Source organism: Psychromonas sp. SR45-3 (genome assembly GCF_014163575.1).
GTDB lineage: Bacteria > Pseudomonadota > Gammaproteobacteria > Enterobacterales > Psychromonadaceae > Psychromonas > Psychromonas arctica.
Genome location: NZ_JACJDP010000045.1, coordinates 1 through 17,965 on the forward strand (window position 1 = coordinate 1; position 17,965 = coordinate 17,965).

16 protein-coding genes are annotated in these 17,965 nt (G+C 36.5%); 12 read left to right on the forward strand and 4 right to left on the reverse strand.

All coding sequences use genetic code 11. The features are described from left to right. Positions 1-227 precede the first annotated feature (227 nt). Together H5084_RS16945 and H5084_RS16950 are read right to left on the reverse strand one after the other, a co-directional pair. Positions 228-1,436 carry an NnrS family protein gene (locus H5084_RS16945; protein WP_182691761.1) on the reverse strand — a complete coding sequence of 403 codons (1,209 nt, stop codon included), beginning with the start codon at positions 1,434-1,436 and terminating at the stop codon, positions 228-230. Between the two features lie 81 nt (positions 1,437-1,517). Then, positions 1,518-1,961 (reverse strand): Rrf2 family transcriptional regulator, encoded by a 444-nt coding sequence (locus H5084_RS16950; protein WP_182691763.1) that lies wholly within the window; start codon positions 1,959-1,961, stop codon positions 1,518-1,520. A gap of 280 nt (positions 1,962-2,241) precedes the next feature. Here H5084_RS16950 and yegD point away from each other — a divergent pair, with 280 nt between their 5' ends. The 5 genes from yegD to H5084_RS16975 all read left to right on the forward strand — a co-directional run bounded on the left by yegD (position 2,242) and on the right by H5084_RS16975 (position 7,462). Beyond that, on the forward strand, positions 2,242-3,555 hold the full coding sequence (gene yegD / locus H5084_RS16955) for a molecular chaperone (protein ID WP_028867266.1): 1,314 nt from the start codon (positions 2,242-2,244) through the stop codon (positions 3,553-3,555). Between the two features lie 127 nt (positions 3,556-3,682). Beyond that, positions 3,683-3,784 (forward strand): PEP-CTERM sorting domain-containing protein, encoded by a 102-nt coding sequence (locus tag H5084_RS16960; protein WP_182691765.1) that lies wholly within the window; start codon positions 3,683-3,685, stop codon positions 3,782-3,784. A 491-nt stretch (positions 3,785-4,275) separates the two neighbouring features. Further along, the gene (locus H5084_RS16965) at positions 4,276-5,274 is read left to right on the forward strand and encodes a DctP family TRAP transporter solute-binding subunit (RefSeq protein WP_028867267.1); all 999 of its coding nucleotides are present in this window, start codon (positions 4,276-4,278) and stop codon (positions 5,272-5,274) included. A 101-nt stretch (positions 5,275-5,375) separates the two neighbouring features. Then, positions 5,376-6,089 carry a TRAP transporter small permease gene (locus tag H5084_RS16970; protein WP_182691767.1) on the forward strand — a complete coding sequence of 238 codons (714 nt, stop codon included), beginning with the start codon at positions 5,376-5,378 and terminating at the stop codon, positions 6,087-6,089. Beyond that, the gene (locus tag H5084_RS16975) at positions 6,089-7,462 is read left to right on the forward strand and encodes a TRAP transporter large permease (RefSeq protein ID WP_182691769.1); all 1,374 of its coding nucleotides are present in this window, start codon (positions 6,089-6,091) and stop codon (positions 7,460-7,462) included. The genes H5084_RS16970 and H5084_RS16975 overlap by 1 nt, the downstream gene beginning before the upstream one ends. A 204-nt stretch (positions 7,463-7,666) precedes the next feature. Here H5084_RS16975 and H5084_RS16980 read toward each other — a convergent pair whose 3' ends face one another. Continuing rightward, positions 7,667-8,998, reverse strand: coding sequence for a sigma-54 dependent transcriptional regulator (locus H5084_RS16980; protein ID WP_028867270.1), 1,332 nt, complete (start codon positions 8,996-8,998; stop codon positions 7,667-7,669). Positions 8,999-9,045: 47 nt separating this feature from the next. Further along, entirely contained in the window at positions 9,046-10,863 is a 1,818-nt protein-coding gene (locus H5084_RS16985) for an ATP-binding protein (protein ID WP_245600348.1), read from the reverse strand. Between the two features lie 317 nt (positions 10,864-11,180). Here H5084_RS16985 and H5084_RS16990 point away from each other — a divergent pair, with 317 nt between their 5' ends. The 7 genes from H5084_RS16990 (at position 11,181) to H5084_RS17020 (ending at position 17,869) form a co-directional block, all read left to right on the forward strand. Beyond that, positions 11,181-12,425 (forward strand): DUF711 family protein, encoded by a 1,245-nt coding sequence (locus H5084_RS16990; protein ID WP_182691771.1) that lies wholly within the window; start codon positions 11,181-11,183, stop codon positions 12,423-12,425. A 9-nt stretch (positions 12,426-12,434) separates the two neighbouring features. Next, a complete protein-coding gene (locus H5084_RS16995) occupies positions 12,435-13,037 on the forward strand; it encodes a glutathione S-transferase family protein (RefSeq protein WP_037070706.1) in 603 nt (200 codons plus the stop codon). A 468-nt stretch (positions 13,038-13,505) separates the two neighbouring features. Beyond that, a complete protein-coding gene (locus H5084_RS17000) occupies positions 13,506-14,264 on the forward strand; it encodes an amino acid ABC transporter substrate-binding protein (RefSeq protein WP_028867274.1) in 759 nt (252 codons plus the stop codon). 25 nt (positions 14,265-14,289) lie between these two features. After that, positions 14,290-14,961: an amino acid ABC transporter permease gene (locus H5084_RS17005; protein ID WP_028867275.1), complete on the forward strand. Its 672-nt coding sequence runs from the start codon at positions 14,290-14,292 to the stop codon at positions 14,959-14,961. A gap of 2 nt (positions 14,962-14,963) precedes the next feature. Next, positions 14,964-15,707: an amino acid ABC transporter ATP-binding protein gene (locus tag H5084_RS17010; RefSeq protein WP_028867276.1), complete on the forward strand. Its 744-nt coding sequence runs from the start codon at positions 14,964-14,966 to the stop codon at positions 15,705-15,707. 270 nt (positions 15,708-15,977) lie between these two features. Next, the gene (locus H5084_RS17015; protein ID WP_028867277.1) at positions 15,978-16,538 is read left to right on the forward strand and encodes a heme-binding beta-barrel domain-containing protein; all 561 of its coding nucleotides are present in this window, start codon (positions 15,978-15,980) and stop codon (positions 16,536-16,538) included. A gap of 371 nt (positions 16,539-16,909) precedes the next feature. Continuing rightward, on the forward strand, positions 16,910-17,869 hold the full coding sequence (locus tag H5084_RS17020; RefSeq protein WP_182691773.1) for a collagen-binding domain-containing protein: 960 nt from the start codon (positions 16,910-16,912) through the stop codon (positions 17,867-17,869). Positions 17,870-17,965 lie beyond the last annotated feature (96 nt).

The following is a 17,965-nucleotide window of genomic DNA, read 5'->3' on the forward strand; positions in this document are numbered from 1 at the left end:
TTTTAATTAGCATCTGTTAACAATGTACTATGTTACTCAGTCTCTTGCTTTTCTTGTTGCTCTTGTTTCTTTTTCTCTTCTTCATGACCCGAACCGCCACATCCACCACAACAACTCATATTTTATCTCCAATAGTTAATTTACTTGTTTTAATTTAATAACTTACTTGTGTTAATTTATTTAGTTGAAACAACTTAAGGTGTATTTCTTACCTTTTTAATCCTGAACTAGCGTGCTTTAGGGCCCAATAGAACTGGGGTGTAAACGACCACAAAACAGCCAAAACCAATCACCCATAAAGCCACAGTAAGTGTTAGCACGTGGCTATAGTTGGCAATAAAATACAGTCCAAAAACCCGTACTACAAAGGCTAGTATGATCGCGATAAATGCGATACTCATGGTTTTACCCACTGCAATCATTCGTCCCGTATGGCCTAACGAAACACGAGAAATCATGCTTAAAATCATCGTTGCCATCGCTCCGATAGTAAGCGTATGGATAGCTTGTGAGTGACTAACTAGATACGTTATTTGTGATAAACCAAACATTAATAGTCCTATCACAATACACCAATAACTAATATGCAATGACCATACTAAGGGAGTTGATAAGGTCACTGAAAATTTCCAACGAAATACACGAATTGCATGTATCACGCTGGTGGTGATGAACAACACTGCCACCAATAGTGCAGGGACATCAATCAGTGTTGATGTTGCTAATGCTGCAATGAAGATGGTGAGCAGTATGCTAATGAGTGATAATTTTTCCAATAATGGTAGTGCATCTACACGAGGGGTTTTTGTTCCATTGGCTGTGAACATTGGAAATACTCTACCACCCATAATACACATCACTAAGGTAATTAATAACACCATAAAGGTAGCTGCTTGTCCCATTAGTATTGGATTGTTAGTGATGGCACTGTAATGTGTGATCAGGTTAGTAATGGCCATGATCAGTAAAATAGGAATAAACATTAAATTGCGCCACAATTTCGTTTTGATAATAGGTATTGCTAAAGCTAAGGCTGATAATGGTAAAAATAAAGCATCTAAGGTAACAATTAATGAGTGCGGTAGTTGATCTGGGAAAAAGAATGCAATGCGCGCTAATACCCATAAAGTGACCAGAGCGCCTAACCCTTTACCATGCAAACTGCGTACACCACTCCAATTTTGTACTGCGGTTAACAGGAACCCAACAATAACCGTCGTCGCGAAGGCAAATAACATTTCATGCATATGCCACCAAAGACTACCTCCAAATAACCTAATGTTTAGATTACCGGTTAATATTCCATTCCAAACGAGTAAGCTGATCATGCTAAATATGGCTGCAAATAAAAATAAAGGTCGAAATGCAAATTCCAGAAAAGCAATGGGTTGATTAGCCGCTCGGCTGTTATCATTCGGATCTGTTATTTTAATCATGGTATATCACCGTTAGTATTGTCTTGTTAATTGTATTTTATTGGTCGAGTATAAATAACTTTTTAGACTTGCTAGATAGCCTTAGATAACTTTAATTGCTAACAATTTAGCTAAGTTTCTTTGTTGTTTTGGTCCTACCAAGTCACTCAAGGTATAAGCATCTAAGGTAGCAAAAAAGTTTCCCTGTGCTTCTGCAAAAATATTTTTCAATTGGCAACTTGGTGTTATCACACATTGATTATCAGCATCAAAACACTCCACTAGTTTATTTTTGTCTTCTATTTTGCGTACTAATTGCCCAATATTAATTTCTTCAGCAGGGCGATTTAATTTTATGCCACCATTTTTGCCACGCGTTGCTAATAAATAACCCTGTTGGTTAAGTTGTTGCACAATTTTCATCAAATGATTTTTTGAAATACCATAACTGTTGGCTATTTCACTAATAGTCGCTAATTGATCTTGATGAATGGCTAGATAAATCAAGACACGCAATGAGTAGTCGGTATAACGCGTAATATGCATATAAAAACCAGTCAGCCTTAAAGATGTATTTATTTTACATCTTTAAGGCTGACTGTAAATAATTATTTTCAGGCAATGCTTTTAAAGATAAATGTTAAGAAATGCTTTTAAGTAGAGAGGGGATAAAAAAGAGTATTTATTTCTTGCTGACAAGATTAAAAAAAGCAAGCAAAACTGTGCTGACTTTATTGACCTGAATATGAGCTGATAACGGGTATAAATTTCTAATCGCCTACTGTAGAATCGCGTCCTTTAATTTTTTGCATGACTAGGAAATATAATGCCATCTGATTTTATTGGAATTGATTTTGGGACAAGTAATTGTGCTGTAGCGGCACTTGTTAACAATCAACCGACCTTGATTGTTGTCGATGAAAACAGTGACAATCCTTACAAAATACGCTCAGCTATTTATCTTGCACATGATCAATCTGGGGTTGATAGCCAAGATGCTAAAGCCAATGAACAAACCCTTAACGAAATGTTAGCTGCAGGCGAAATTTTATTTGGGGAGCAGGGCTTTAATGCTTTTTTACAAACTCCGCATGAAGGGCGTTATGTGAATAGCCCGAAGAACTTCTTGGGCGCTAAGATCCCGAAACGTTTATTAGATAGTTTTGAAACGTTAGTAGTCAGGTTTCTTTCTTATTTAAAAAAATGTGCAGAAAAGCAATTGCATACCACTATTACTAAAGTAGTTATCGCTCGACCAGTGAACTATCACTCGACAATGGGAGAGTTGGGTAACAAACAAGCAGAAGCTTTGATGCTACGTGCCGCTAACAAAGTGGGATTTGTAGATGTTGAGTTTATCCATGAGCCTTTGGCTGCTGCTTATCACTTTGAACAGAAAATACAAAAACCTACACAAGCGATGGTGGTGGATCTCGGCGGTGGTACATCCGATGTTACATTCTGTTTATTAAGTCAGGAAAATGCTGAAAAACTAGATCGTGATGAGGATATTCATTCGACACAAGGTATTCGCCAAGGAGGGATTGTTTGCGATAAATTATTAGCCAGCGGCATTGTTTCACCTTTATTTGGACGCGGTGGACGCACTGATAATGGAAAAGCAATCCCTAATATGTTGTTCTCCGGGGTTTATGATATCGATAATATTCCATTGATGAGTGACTTTTATTCGCCAACACGAAGCAAATCAATCGCTGAATATATTTATCAATGTGAAGATCCGTTGCCTTTAATGCGCCTGCAACGAGTACAAAAACAACGCCTGACCCATCAATTAATGCATGCGGTAGAGTTGTCTAAAATAAACCTGAGTGATAAACAAAAAACACAATTATCGTTATCGTTTATTGAACGTACATTGCATTTAGATATAAAGCGCGAACAAGTCGCTGAAACCATGGATAATTGGCTTGATAAAATGTTTGTGATGATTGATGACACAATAAAACAAGCTCAACAAACGCCTGAAATAATCTATTTAACGGGGGGCATGGGTTTATCACCGTTAGTGCAGCAAGCATTGGCAGAACGTTTCCCTAATGTGGATATTTCTGTCGCTGATGCATTTAGCTCAGTTGTATTTGGTGCGCTATTAAAAGCAAAACGTTTATTTTCTTAAGTTAGTTTCATAAGCAATACTTTTTTAAATTATGATTTTAAATACACTTGGGATGATTTAATTTTTGATATTGCTGAAGCTTATTCTGTTGAGATTCGTCTTAACGGTTCAGGAGCGATTAGTAAACTTGATTTTAGAGACTGTCACTGCAATTCTAGAACCCTCTACTTTTGCTGTTTTAGGTTTGGCGCTATTAGGATTTTCTGGTGCGTCACGCCGTAAGCGTTAATTGCTTATTAAAAGCGTTAGTAAAACAAAAACTTCTTTTATCTTAAAGGTTATTTACAAAGGTCACTTAGGTGGCCTTTTTTGTCTTTTCTATTTAACACCACTGTTCTGATAAAGAGCCTGAATTAAACTACTGCCTATCCTAAACTCCACAAACTTTACTTCTTGTAAAGACTAAAGGCGTTTTTACTACTTTACCTTATTAGTGTTTTATACATGGCAACATTTCGATACGAGTAAGACAACTATTTAAAAGGGCGGTTACTGACACATATAGCAAATATTAATGGGTAGGATCCCGCCCATTTGTTTTTTATTGGTATTGTTTACGATCACTTTTTTAACATCTTTCCCTTGCTAGCACTGACCTGTTAACAAATTAGTAACATTGGCTCGGCATTTGCTATATCTGCTGTATGTAACGACTCAGTGGTTTTACATATTTTAAAAACAGCGCATTGATGCGTACCAATATGGATATAGGAGCTCAAAATGTTTAAAAAATTAACCGTTATTTCTCTATGTAGTGCAGCACTTTTAAGTAGTGTTAATGCTTATGCTAATTGTGATGAAGGGGAGATGGTGATCAAGTTTAGTCATGTTACTAACTCTGACAAACATCCTAAAGGCGTAGCTGCTTCATTATTAGAGCAACGAGTGAATACTGAAATGAATGGTAAAGCTTGTATGCAAGTTTTCCCTAACTCAACACTATACGATGATAACCAAGTTTTAGAAGCGCTGTTAAATGGAGATGTTCAACTAGCGGCTCCTTCTCTATCTAAGTTTGAAAAAATAACTAAGAAGTATCGACTTTTTGATTTGCCGTTCTTATTCGATGATGTTGCTGCCGTTGATAGATTTCAGAACTCGGAAGCGGGCGATAAATTAAAAAATGCGATGAATCGTCGTGGCCTTAAAGGTTTAGAGTTTTGGCATAACGGTATGAAACAAATGTCTGCTAATAAACCTTTGTTATTACCAAGTGATGCTAAAGGGCTTAAGTTCCGTGTACAAGCATCTGACGTGTTAGTTGCACAATTTGAGCAACTAGGTGCTAATCCTCAGAAAATGTCATTTAAAGAGGTTTACGGCGGCTTACAAACTAAAGTTATCGATGGCCAGGAAAATACGTGGTCAAATACTTACGGTAAAAAATTCTTCGAAGTTCAAGATGGCGTAACTGAAACGAATCACGGTATTTTAGATTACTTAGTGGTGACGTCTGGCGATTGGTGGGACAACCTACCTGATGATATTCGTAATCAGTTAGGCACTATTTTAAAAGAAGTGACTGAAGAGAGAAATGCTGAATCAACTATTGTGAACGAAGCGAATAAACAAAATATTATCAAAGCAGGTGGCGTAGTACGTACTTTAACACCTGAGCAACGTGGTGAATGGGTCACTGCTCTTAAACCTGTTTGGAAAAAGTTTGAAAAAGATATCGGTAGTGACTTACTTGATGCTGCACAAGCTTCAAACCAGTAACTATTAATATCAGCCATTACCTTAAAGATGAAATATTGTTTTTTGAGGTAATGGCTTTACTAAATAGTGTAAAAGATAGCGATTAAGAAAGGGATAAATAAATGAAAAACGGAATTTTTACCCGAATAGGGAAAATAACCGATTATGCAGAAGAAACATTAATTGCCGCATTTTTAGGGTTAATGACGTTATTAACTTTTGCCAATGTAGTGGTGCGATATGTCTTTAATGAGAATATTTTATGGGCTTTAGAACTCACTGTATTCATGTTTGCATGGATGGTGTTAGTAGGGGCTTCTTATGGCGTTAAAAAACATTTTCACATCGGTGTTGATGTGGTTGTCAATATTGCACCAAAAGGCTTAAGAAAGACATTTGCCTTGATCGCTGTATTCTTCTGTTTATTCTTTTCTATTTCATTATTAATTGGTTCTTGGAATTATTGGGTCCCTTTTATTACTGACCGTGCGTGGTATGAGACGGAAGATATTCCAATGCCTGACATATTACAGTTTCTTTCTGGTTGGTTTAATGAAGGAGAGCGATACGAGAGGCTACCTCGATTTATTCCTTACTTTGCATTGCCTTTAGGTATGGCATTAATGACATTCAGATTCTTGCAAATCGCTTGGTTAATTATGACCAATAAATTAGATCGCATGATTGCAAGTCATGAAGCTGAAGAACAACTAGATGAGTTTCATCAAGAACAAGATAATATTGAACTCAAAGAGATTAAACAAAGTGTTGCCAACAAAAGCAATGGGCTAAAAAATAAAACTGAAAAAGCGAATGTTAACAAGGAGAGTAACTAATGGCTATGTTAATGCTTTTTATTATGGTGATTACATTAATGATTATCGGGGTGCCTATTGCGATTTCGCTAGGTGCTTCAAGTATTGTTTTTTTGATGGTTCATTCTGACGCATCGCTAGCATCTATTGCACAAACGTTACTTAATGCGTTTACTGGCCATTATACTTTATTGGCGATCCCTTTCTTCATTCTTGCTTCTAGTTTTATGGCTACGGGTGGTGTGGCTAAACGTATTATTCGATTTGCAATTGCACTGGTTGGGTCATTGCGTGGTGGATTAGCCATGGCATCAGTTGTTGCTTGTATGATGTTTGCGGCGTTGTCAGGTTCTTCTCCTGCGACGGTAGTGGCAATCGGTGGTATTGTTATTGCTGGTATGGTCAAAAATGGTTATACAAAAGAGTTTGCTGCAGGTGTTATTTGTAATGCTGGTACGTTAGGTATTTTGATTCCGCCCTCAATAGTTATGGTTGTTTATGCGGCTGCAACCGATGTATCCGTAGGGCGTATGTTTTTAGGGGGCGTTATTCCTGGTCTGTTAGCCGGAGTGATGTTGATGATCGCCATCTACATTTATGCGCGTTATAAAAACATTCCTGCACAACCTTTTGTTGGTTGGGGTGAAGTGTTCCGTTCTGCAAGAGATGCTGGCTGGGGATTATTACTGATTGTTATTATCCTTGGTGGTATTTATGGTGGTATTTTTACACCGACTGAAGCTGCTGCTGTTGCCGCTGTATATGCCTTTATTATTTCAAACTTTGTTTATAAAGATATGGGACCATTAGCAGATAAGGAACCCGCAGAGAAAAAAGCTAAAGCTTATTGGTTTAAAGCGATGCACGTGTTCTGTCATGAGGATACACGCAAAACCTTATACGATGCTGGTAAGTTAACTATCATGTTAATGTTCATCGTCGCAAATGCCCTGATCCTAAAGCACGTGTTAACGGAAGAACGTATTCCACAAATGATCACTGAGTCGATGCTATCTGCAGGTCTGGGGCCAATCGAGTTCTTGATTGTAGTGAATTTACTGCTCTTAATCGGTGGCCAATTCATGGAGCCTTCAGGTTTATTGATTATTGTTGCACCTTTAGTGTTCCCAATTGCGATTGCATTAGGTATTGACCCGATTCACCTAGGTATCATGATGGTGGTAAATATGGAAATAGGTATGATCACACCACCCGTAGGATTAAATCTATTTGTGACCGCTGGCGTGGCCAAATTATCAATGATGAAAGTGGTGAAAGCTTCTTTACCATTAGTTGGCGTGATGTTCTTGTTCTTAATTATTGTAACTTATGTACCTTGGGTTTCAACTTGGTTACCCAATATGATGATGGGACCTGAAGTTGTCACCAAGTAAAAAGTTAACTAGCGTAGTGGTTGTTATAAAATAGCCACTAATCTGAATAATAAGTTAATAAGTTAATAAGTGAAAAGTTCTGTTTGATGCTGGTGGTTTATTTACATCAGCAATTTTTTATGTGTACATCTTCCGTTGAATGGGCTATTTATTACTTATATAATTCGTCAGTAAAAGCTAGCCCATCATAATTATTAGTCGCAGTTAATCCGCTTTAAAATTTTGCTTTTTTATCTCATGTTTTTGCATTTTATCATACAGCGTTTTACGCGGTAAATTGAGTGCATGCATGGTCTCCTTGATACTACCATTAGTTAGGCTTAACGCTTGCTCGATTAATGTCTTTTCAAATGCCTCTACCTGCTCAGCTAAACTTAGCCCGGAATTAACGTCATTATTAACATCGTTTAAGTCTGATAATGAACCTAATAAAATATAACGTTCTGCTGCATTTCTTAATTCACGCACATTACCAGGCCAATCATGACTTAATAAGGCTTGTAACGAGTTTGCGGGCAACGCAGGGGCTGCTTTGCCATATCGCGCTGCCGCAATCAATAAAAAGTGATGAAACAATTTTGCTATGTCTTCTTTGCGATGACGTAATGGAGGTAAATCGAGGGTGACCATATTCAAACGATAGAATAAATCTTGTCTAAAGTTGGGGGCTTCTTTTAAATCTACTTTAGTGGCCGCGATGATGCGAATATCTAAATCAATGGCTTTATTTGAGCCGATACGCTCTAGGCTTCGCTCTTGAAGCACACGCAATAAACGCACTTGTGCTTGCATTGGCATCGACTCAATTTCATCAAGGAATAGCGTACCGCCTTGTGCATATTCAAATTTGCCAATTCGTTGTGTATCTGCTCCGGTAAATGCGCCTTTTTCATGTCCGTATAATTCACTTTCAATCAAATTTTCTGGTACTGCACCACAGTTGACCGCAACAAAGTTATTGGAACGACGTTGACTTTGTTCATGCAAAGAGCGAGCAACTAATTCTTTACCGGTACCTGTTTCTCCATAAAGTAATATATCTGCATGGCTATCTGCCACGCGATCAACCATTTGTTTGAGTGTGAGCATGCTTGGTGTGTTGCCTATGATCCGTGGCCCTAATGTTTCTTTATTTTGTAAGGCTTTTTTTAATTCTCTATTTTCAAGTGTAAGTTGACGTTTCTCCAAGGCTTTACGTGTATGTTCAATTAATCTATCCGATGCAAAGGGCTTTTCGATAAAGTCATAGGCTCCATTCCTAATCGCCTCAACGGCCATAGAAATATCGCCATGCCCGGTTATTAAAATGATTGGTAAGTCGAGATCGCGTTGCTGTAAAGTATTTAGCAATTGTAAACCAGAGATGCCAGGTAATCTGATATCAGATATCACCACCATCGGTAATGTTTCTTTCATTGCAATTAATGCAGACTCTGCATCTTCAAAAAATTCTGCTTCTATATCGGCTAAAGCAAATGTTTGTTGGTTAGCTAGGCGCATATCTATTTCATCGTCAATAAAAAATACTGTGCTCATTTATTTTCCTTAATTTGATTCACTTTTGTTGCTTTAATCTGAGTATGTTAATTGTTGTTCGCGCTCATATTGTTCTTATTGACGGGGAGTGAAATACAGAACTCTGCACCACTGGTTACTCTATTTTTCGCCGTTAATGTACCTTGCATGTTATTAATGATTTGCTGAGAAATTGACAAGCCTAAGCCTAATCCTGTTTCCTTCGTGGTAAAGAAGGGTTCAAAAAGGTGTGGGAGGTGAGCTTGATCAATGCCAGTCCCTTGATCCAATACTTTAATCTTTGCAATATCGGATTCAATAATTAACTCAATTTTAATCAATTTATGATCACTATGTTGCATCGATTGCAAAGCGTTAGATAGAAGGTTTACAACAATTTGTTCAAGCTGAATAGGTTCTGCTTTTACATAAATGGATTGTGTGGGTAACTGCATGGTTAGTTCTGTTTTATTCGCTTTTAATTGCGGTTTTAACAATTCATGGGCTGCGAGAATAACCGGTTGCAAAGCAATTATTTTTAACTCTCCATTGGACTTTCTCGCAAAAGATTTAAGCTGTGAACTTATTTTAGCCATCCGCTCTGTTAAGTGGGTAATACGGCTTAGGTTATTACTGACTTGATCTAACTTATCACGATCTAGAAAAAGCACTGCATTTTCAGCGTAAGTACGAATCGCCGATAGTGGATTATTAAGCTCATGGCTGATACTGGCAGACAATTGCCCTAATACGGCTAACTTAGCAGATTGAATCAATTCTTTTTGTGTGGACCTTAATGCGGCTTCAGCCTTATGTCGTTCTTCTACTTCAGCTTGTAAAGCAGAAGTACGTTGCATCACAGTGAATTCCAACTTTTGTTTGGATTTTATTTCGGCAAGCACTTGTTCCTGGTGACGAGTTTGCTTTTGTTTAATTAAAATAAGGGTGAGGTACAACAGCATATACAGTAAAGTAATCAATAAGAACAACAATAGGATATCGAATAGAATAGGGGTAATAGGCGCTAATACGCGTACATTCCATTGTTCATCATCAAAGGCTTTAATTAATGATAGGTAATAAGTGGGCAGCCACTTTTTATTATCTAATGTAAGGAGGGCGGCATTAGTGTTTAAATTACCAGATATTGGTATATAGTCAATTTGACGCTCAAGGTAGCGGCGAGTGTCTCGCAGATCATTTTTTTGCTGTTCGGAGAGTGGAGTTAAACTGTGGTAAAGCCATTTGATTTCAGATGAGATAAAAACCACATTGTTAAGGTCGGTCACCAAAAAGGACTGTTCTTTGCCTGCCCAATCTTTTTCTAGTAAAGATAAGTTCATTTTAATCACGACCACACCAATCGTTTCCGCTGCATAATTAACAGGGTACGAAAAGTAGTAACCACGTTTGCCTGAGGTTGATCCTAATGCAAAATAACGTCCTGGCGCCCCTTGAATAGCATCTTGGTAGTAGGGGCGAAACGAAAAATTATTGCCTATAAAAGTACTTTTTTTAGTCCAATTACTCGCGGCGATAGTAGTACCATCCTTATCTAATAAATAGGTATCTGATGCGCCGACGATTTTGTTGATGGTATTGAGGTGCCTGTTAGTTAAATCCAGTTGTGCGCTATTATCAGAAGCCATTAAAGCGTTAATAATAATTCCTTGACGAGACAATAGTTGAGGAATAAATGAAAAATGACCAAGTTGACTATCAATATGACGACTGAATCTATCTAGTTGTTGTTGGTTAGTTATTTGTAGCTGTTGATAGCTGTATTGCCATAACCAATGAATACTTATGATTAAGGTTAAAAAATATAAAAATAGCCATAACAAAGTCACTCTACGTCTGAGACTATCCATGATTAATATTGCCATTTAAAATCCCTGTTTAACCTAATCTATTTATACGCAATAAAGTAACATGTTAGTGATATCGATTATTTGGTGTTGACCGCAACTTTATCTATTAAAAGGTCACATTTTATATAAATTTTTATATTTAACATATTGATTCAAATTATATTATTTGATTATTTCTCAAAAAAAACTAGCGATTTTTGAGATAGAAAAACACTAAAAGTATTGTCTGTTTATCTATATAAACTTTACAAAATAGCAAAGGGTGGTCACTTCAAAGTAACTAAAACAAAAAGAGTATGTTATGTTGCATGTTAATTATAAAAGGATGCCATATGCAATTACCTGACATTTTATTGGATAAAAATTTATGTAAAGTTAGAACAATTACCACTTTTGTTCGATTGGATTTTGATCAAACTAAGTGGGCTAAAGTCATTCATAAAGCGAACTCGTTTTGTCAAGTATTAGCCAATGATTTAAAACACAATGGTTATACTGTTCAATCAATTCGTATTGTGACTAATGCATTTGCTGAATATATTGATACGACTGATCTTGCATCTGCTCAACGAGATCTTCGTATCTTAAATGAAATGTTAAATAATGGTCAGCAAAGTGGTTTAAGATTAAGATTTGCGATCGGTGAAGTGACCAGCGCCCATCAATTAGGATTAATACCTGAGTTGATTCAAGAGTTCGGTGATTTATGTAATGTCTGCGTCAATATAAAAATGGATGAAAATGGTGTCTTAGATAATCAATTGATTGAAGAAGCGACCAAAGCAGTGAATAAGATCAGCCAGATCACTCCCCGTGGAGAAGGTAATTTTAACTTCACTGTTAATTTCAACTGTGATCCTTTAATCCCATATTTTCCTGCCGGTTATAGTAATCAATCCAGTGAAAACAGTTTTGTTATCGGATTAGAAACACCTGACTTATTAGTGGCAACACTGAAAGCATTTAGTCATCACAATCCGGTCTTAAATCATCAACAAGCAAGTGCTGGTTATTACCAATCATTGTCCCAACAATTGCAATACCATGTCGACCAAATTAAAGCTGTTATAGAAAATGATCATCTTGATAAAGATTTCAAATTCGCAGGTTTAGATAGTTCAGCTGCCCCTTCAAAAGATTGCGCAAGTATGACCGATGTCTATGAATTATTGGGGGTTGAATACTTTGGTGCATCAGGCACGGTCGAAGCCTCTGCTTTATTAACTCGTGTATTTAAATCCATAAAACATATACCGCTGGTGGGCTTTTCTGGATTGATGTTAGCGCTAACCGAAGATAGAGGCTTAGCTGAAGGTAGCCAACTACAGAATTTTGATATACGTTCTTTATTAACCTATAGCGCAGTCTGCGGCATTGGATTAGATACGGTGCCTATTCCCGGTGACACACCGATTGATAAAATTTCTGCCTTAATGCGCGATACCGGCACTATGGCTTTTAGGTTAAATAAACCACTTACGGTTAGATTGTTTCCAGTGCCAGGTTTAGAAGCCGGTGATATGACTGCCTTTAAAAGTGATGATTTATGTAACTGTGCCGTATTATCGGTACCTTAAGGATTGAATATGTCTGTAGTTATTTACGGTGATAGCTTGTCGGGTAATTGTTATAAAATTAAGCTACTTTGTGCGCTATTAAATATAGAACACCAATGGATTGAAGTTGATATTATGGCTGGGGAAACACGCACCAGTGAGTTTTTAGCACTTAATCCAAATGCAAAAATACCTTTATTAGTGACCGAGCAAAACCAAGCCATTGCGGAGTCTAACGCTATTCTTTATTACCTTGCGCAAGGTAGCCGGTTGTTCCCTGCATCTATATTACAACAATCGCTGTGTTTACAATGGATGTTCTTTGAACAATATAGCCATGAACCCTATATTGCAGTTGCACGTTTCATTAATAAATACCTAGGTAGTCCTGCAGATAGGTTGCAGGAACTAGAAAGTAAAAAGGAAGGCGGTAATAGGGCGTTAGCCGTGATGGAAATACAACTTCAGAAAATGCCCTATTTATTAGGTGATGAAATATCTATCGCAGATATTAGTCTATTTGCTTATACGCATGTGGCCTATGAGGGAGGATTTGATTTAAATGAATTCCCCGCAATACTTTCTTGGATATCTCGCATTGAGCATCAGAAAGATTTTATTCATATAGGATAAATGTTGGACGGTTTCACTCGTGCTGTTTATAAAGTGTACACGATCGTTCAAGTTACCCTAAGATATAACATTTCGTTATAACATTACTAAAGACAGGAATAACACTTAATGGTTTAATACAAAATTACAGTTGTGTACACTTTCGCTTCAATCAGACTGAATTAGGCTAAAATATAATGATTATTATGCCTTAGCCTCAGATTTTACTGTAGAATTTAAGTGAACTGCTGATAATAAATTAAATTTATTTATAGATGTTTTCCTGACAGCAAAATATTACTTCTTAACATCAATCGATAGTGTTACCTATAAATGGTTCAGCTTTTCTCAACTGAATGATGCTTTGTATTATGTATTTAGTTTGGTTAGTTTTTAAATGTCGTAAATAATCACGGTAAAGCATCCATTAATTGATGTTGCATTACCAATATATAACATAAACCCAAATTAATTTTATTTAGGAATAATATGAACGTATTTTTTAAAAAAGCACTGGTTGCACTAGTGGCTGCAACAAGTTTACTAACCGTACCTGCATTTGCACAGGAAACAGTTAAAGTCGGTATGTCTGGTCGTTACTTCCCATTTACCTTTTCTAAAAGTGATGTGCTTCAGGGCTTTGAAGTGGATGTATGGAATGAAGTTGCAAAACGCGCTGACTATAAAGTTGAATTTGTGACAAGTAGTTTTTCGGGTTTATTTGGCATGTTAGAAGCTGGGCACATTGACACCATTGCAAACCAAATTACTATTACAGAAGCACGTACTGCTAAGTATGCATTCTCAATTCCTTATGTGATCGACGGTGTTCAAGTTACTGTTCGTAAAGGACGTGATGATATCCAAGGTGTTGAAGATCTTAAAGGTAAAAAAGTTGCAGTTAATTTAGGTAGTAACTTTGAGCAAGTATTACGTAAAATTGATACAAACAATGAAATTAACATTGTTACTTACGATACAGGTATTGAGCAAGATGTTGCATTAGGTCGTGCCGATGCATTCGTAATGGACCGCGTTTCTTCTGCGCAATTAATTAAAAAAGCAGGATTACCTTTGCAATTAGCAGGCAAACCTTTTGAGAAAATTGAAAATGCAATGCCATTTTTAAATAAACCATCACAATTGATTATTCGCGACAAGGTTAATACTGCACTTGAAGCAATGCGTGCAGATGGAAAATTAGCTGAAATTTCAAACAAATGGTTTGATACTGATATCACGCAATAATATTAATCCTTAAAGAGTCGTTTTTATGCAAAGTTCATTTGATTTTCAATACATTATTGAATTAATGCCCATTTTATTAAAATATCTTGGGGTGACAATGGAAATGGCACTTTGGGGGTTTGTATTTGCATTAATACTCGCACTGGGTTTAGCCCTAGTGCGAGTATTTAAAATTACTTTTGTACAGCATCTTGCCTCTCTTTATATTTCCTTTTTTCGTGGCACGCCATTATTAGTACAGTTGTTTCTTTTGTATTATGGGTTTCCACAATTTATGCCTATTTTTGTTGGTATGGATGCGTTTACCGCAGCTATTATAGGTCTTTCGTTACACTTTTCTGCGTATATGGCTGAAAGTATTCGTGCTGCCATTTTAGGCATTGATAAATCACAAATGGAAGCTTGCTTAAGTTTAGGCATGACACGTTTACAAGCAATGAAACGTGTTATTTTGCCGCAAGCTTCACGTGTCGCAACACCATCATTAATGAACTACTTCATCGACATGATCAAAAGTACGTCATTGGCGTTTACATTAGGTGTTGTTGAAATTATGGCAAAAGCACAAATGGAAGCCTCTTCAAGCTTCAAGTTTTTTGAAAGTTTTCTTGCTGTTGCCGTTGTTTACTGGGTTGTTGTTATCATCTTTACGCGTATACAGCATCTTCTAGAATACAAACTTAATAAGGCTTATTAATCATGATCAAAGTAACCAGTCTGAGTAAAAAGTTTGGCGATTTAGAAGTACTTAAAGATATCAACTTTGAAGTGTCCCAGGGTGAAATAATCGTTATTATTGGTCCATCTGGTACCGGTAAATCTACCTTATTACGTTGTCTTAATTACCTTGAAACACCAAGCAGTGGTCAAATCCACATCGGTGATGTCAATATTGATGCGTTGTCACATACAGCGAAAGAGGTTACTTCGTTACGTAAACAGAGTAGCTTTGTATTTCAAAACTATTCTCTATTTGCGAATAAAACAGCCTTACAAAATGTTGCTGAAAGTTTAATTACGGTTTGGGGAGTACCTAAATCTGAAGCCTTAGCAAAAGCCGAAGCAATTCTGATCAAAGTTGGTTTAAAAGATAAACTACATATTTATCCTTCGCAATTATCAGGTGGTCAGCAACAGCGTGTTGGTATTGCTAGAGCAATGGCGGCAAAGGGGGAAGTCATTTTATTTGATGAGCCTACTTCAGCATTAGATCCTGAATGGGTTGATGAAGTATTAGCCGTAATGAAACAATTGGCCGTTGAAAGGCAAACCATGATCGTAGTGACCCATGAAATGCAATTTGCAAAAGAGGTAGCCGATACGGTTATTTTTATGGAAGATGGGTATATTGTTGAACAAGGCTCGCCACAGCAAATTTTTGAAAATCCGCAGCACCAGCGTACCAAGGCCTTTGTGAAAAGAGCCTTAAAAAAAGGCTATTAACCCTCGCTTAGTAACCTTCATTGTCTTTGTATCCGTTATTATTCAACTATCAAAATAGTAAGTCACCTTGAATGATAACGGCTAAACAGCTAGTTAAATATGAAAAAATAACCACTATATATGTTTATTATTTTCCTTCTCTATCACTCAAATACCCCTTTGATAAATATCATATAACATTTAAATTCAACTGTTTACTCACATTTATTTGTTATAATGATTGTCATTAGTTAATTCAAACACATTAATTTACAAATAAAGGATTTTACAATGCAAGAGCAAAAATTAATCGACTATGGACCGTTGGCGGTGTTAGTAGGCAAATGGGAAGGAAATAAAGGTAAAGATCTTGCTCCGGAACCCGATGGCACCGAACATAATGAATATTATGAAACGATTGTATTTACCGAAGCCGTTGATTTAGCGAATGCAGAAGAAGAAAGACTGAGTGCTGTACATTACACTCAAAAAGTACAACGTATTAGTAATAATAAAATAATTCACCAAGAAACCGGATATTGGATGTGGCAACAGGGCACTGATAAAGTGATGCACTCTTTAACTATTCCTCGTGGTATTTGTGTACTTGCGGGCGGCACATCATCACAACAAGAAAATACAACAAGATTCTCAGTGGCAGCATCCTTAGATAGTGAACAGTGTCCAATTATCCAAAGTAGTTTCTTGGTACAAAAAGCTAAAACTAAAAGTTACAAACAAGAATTACAGGTATCGGGTAATACACTACAATACCAACAAAATATGCTACTCGATATTTATGGTAGAGAGTTTGATCATAATGATAAAAACACCTTAACTAAAATAAAGTAAACATTTCTGATTATCTGAAAACAGGGTGACTTAACCATCGCGATTGATATTTTTGGTTATAAAAAGCCATTTTAATCGCGACTTATGTTTTAGCAACTATCTTTTTAAAAATCATTAACTAATTGCCGTAAGCGATATAGATACTTATCAACGGATTTGAAACGATATTAGTCTATCATGATGATTTAAATAGCCTTTCGTAAGCTGCACCTCTAGTTTTAAAGTGAAAATTTAATACGCATAGTGTCGGAATAATTTACATTCATAAACTATACCCATATTGGGATATATAAATAGTAGTAGTAACAATGGCTTGCTAACTTGGCCTTATAATTGCTTATTACACCGTAATTATTAATTAAGAGGTAAACATGAAAAAAACTTATACGATTATAGCGTTAGTCGCAGGTTTATATTCACAGGTTGGTATAGCTGGTCCGATAGAGTTGCTCAATCAGAACAATCTGATTGTATTCGGTAATTTACAGTCTAATAGTGAAGTTGAAGGTAAAACGTTAGTCGGCGGTGATATTTCTGGTCCCGCATCAAATTATGGTATTAACCTAGCACCTTATGATACTGCATTAGTGGTAGGTGGCAACGTAACATCAGGCACGACTATCAATGCAAATGGGCATACTGTCACGGTTGCTGGAAATAATAATGGAACAATAAACTCAGCGCTTACCGTTACAGGGTCTTCGCCAGTGAATTTTGGTTTAGTGAAAAATGAATTGACAGATTTTTCTGCATATTTAGCTAACCTCAATGCCAATTCTTTATTAGACTCTCCAAATGGTAATCAACCGAGCGCAGCAAACTTTAATATTGATTCAAATATTGGTAATGGTATGGCTGTATTTAATATCGATACTGCTGATTTATTTGGTAATGGTTTAGTACAACAATATGATATTAATTTTGCTAATCAATCTCCATCTGCTGTAGTAATAAATGTTGCAGGAGAGAATATTACTGATGCAAGTATGGGTAACCCCGTCGGTGGATTTAACAAAGCTAATAGTGATTTTATAATTTGGAATTTTTATGAAGCTATTGATATTAAATTAGATAAACGTTTGCAGGGAAGTCTATTAGCACCTTTAGCAACATTAACTATTTCTAATTATATTGAAGGCTCCGTAGTAGTTAATAATCTTTACCAAAACGGTGAAATACATAATCCAATATTTAATGGAGATATCGCTTATAACCCTATCCCTACCGTAAGTGTTCCTACTCCCGTTCCAGCTCCCTCTTCGTTATTGATTTTTGCGGCAGCTTTACTTGGTCTCAGTTTATGGCGTCGTAAATCTTCTATTGATAAATAATCCATTACAAAACTTTCGATAAAAAACAGTATGAAAATAGAGATAAGGTCACCAATTATTGGTGACCTTTTTTATGAAATTGAAAAGGCAGTAAAA

What these genes read in the sequence shown, in the direction of transcription:
- H5084_RS16970 (WP_182691767.1), top strand. Translation starts at nt 5,376, where the DNA reads ATGAAAAACGGAATTTTTACCCGAATAGGGAAAATAACCGATTATGCA.
- H5084_RS16990 (WP_182691771.1), top strand. Translation starts at nt 11,181, where the DNA reads ATGCAATTACCTGACATTTTATTGGATAAAAATTTATGTAAAGTTAGA.
- H5084_RS16980 (WP_028867270.1), bottom strand. Translation starts at nt 8,998, where the DNA reads ATGAGCACAGTATTTTTTATTGACGATGAAATAGATATGCGCCTAGCT.
- H5084_RS16975 (WP_182691769.1), top strand. Translation starts at nt 6,089, where the DNA reads ATGGCTATGTTAATGCTTTTTATTATGGTGATTACATTAATGATTATC.
- H5084_RS16950 (WP_182691763.1), bottom strand. Translation starts at nt 1,961, where the DNA reads ATGCATATTACGCGTTATACCGACTACTCATTGCGTGTCTTGATTTAT.
- H5084_RS17005 (WP_028867275.1), top strand. Translation starts at nt 14,290, where the DNA reads ATGCAAAGTTCATTTGATTTTCAATACATTATTGAATTAATGCCCATT.
- H5084_RS17000 (WP_028867274.1), top strand. Translation starts at nt 13,506, where the DNA reads ATGAACGTATTTTTTAAAAAAGCACTGGTTGCACTAGTGGCTGCAACA.
- H5084_RS16995 (WP_037070706.1), top strand. Translation starts at nt 12,435, where the DNA reads ATGTCTGTAGTTATTTACGGTGATAGCTTGTCGGGTAATTGTTATAAA.
- yegD (WP_028867266.1), top strand. Translation starts at nt 2,242, where the DNA reads ATGCCATCTGATTTTATTGGAATTGATTTTGGGACAAGTAATTGTGCT.
- H5084_RS16945 (WP_182691761.1), bottom strand. Translation starts at nt 1,436, where the DNA reads ATGATTAAAATAACAGATCCGAATGATAACAGCCGAGCGGCTAATCAA.
- H5084_RS16965 (WP_028867267.1), top strand. Translation starts at nt 4,276, where the DNA reads ATGTTTAAAAAATTAACCGTTATTTCTCTATGTAGTGCAGCACTTTTA.
- H5084_RS17010 (WP_028867276.1), top strand. Translation starts at nt 14,964, where the DNA reads ATGATCAAAGTAACCAGTCTGAGTAAAAAGTTTGGCGATTTAGAAGTA.
- H5084_RS17015 (WP_028867277.1), top strand. Translation starts at nt 15,978, where the DNA reads ATGCAAGAGCAAAAATTAATCGACTATGGACCGTTGGCGGTGTTAGTA.
- H5084_RS17020 (WP_182691773.1), top strand. Translation starts at nt 16,910, where the DNA reads ATGAAAAAAACTTATACGATTATAGCGTTAGTCGCAGGTTTATATTCA.
- H5084_RS16985 (WP_245600348.1), bottom strand. Translation starts at nt 10,863, where the DNA reads ATGGCAATATTAATCATGGATAGTCTCAGACGTAGAGTGACTTTGTTA.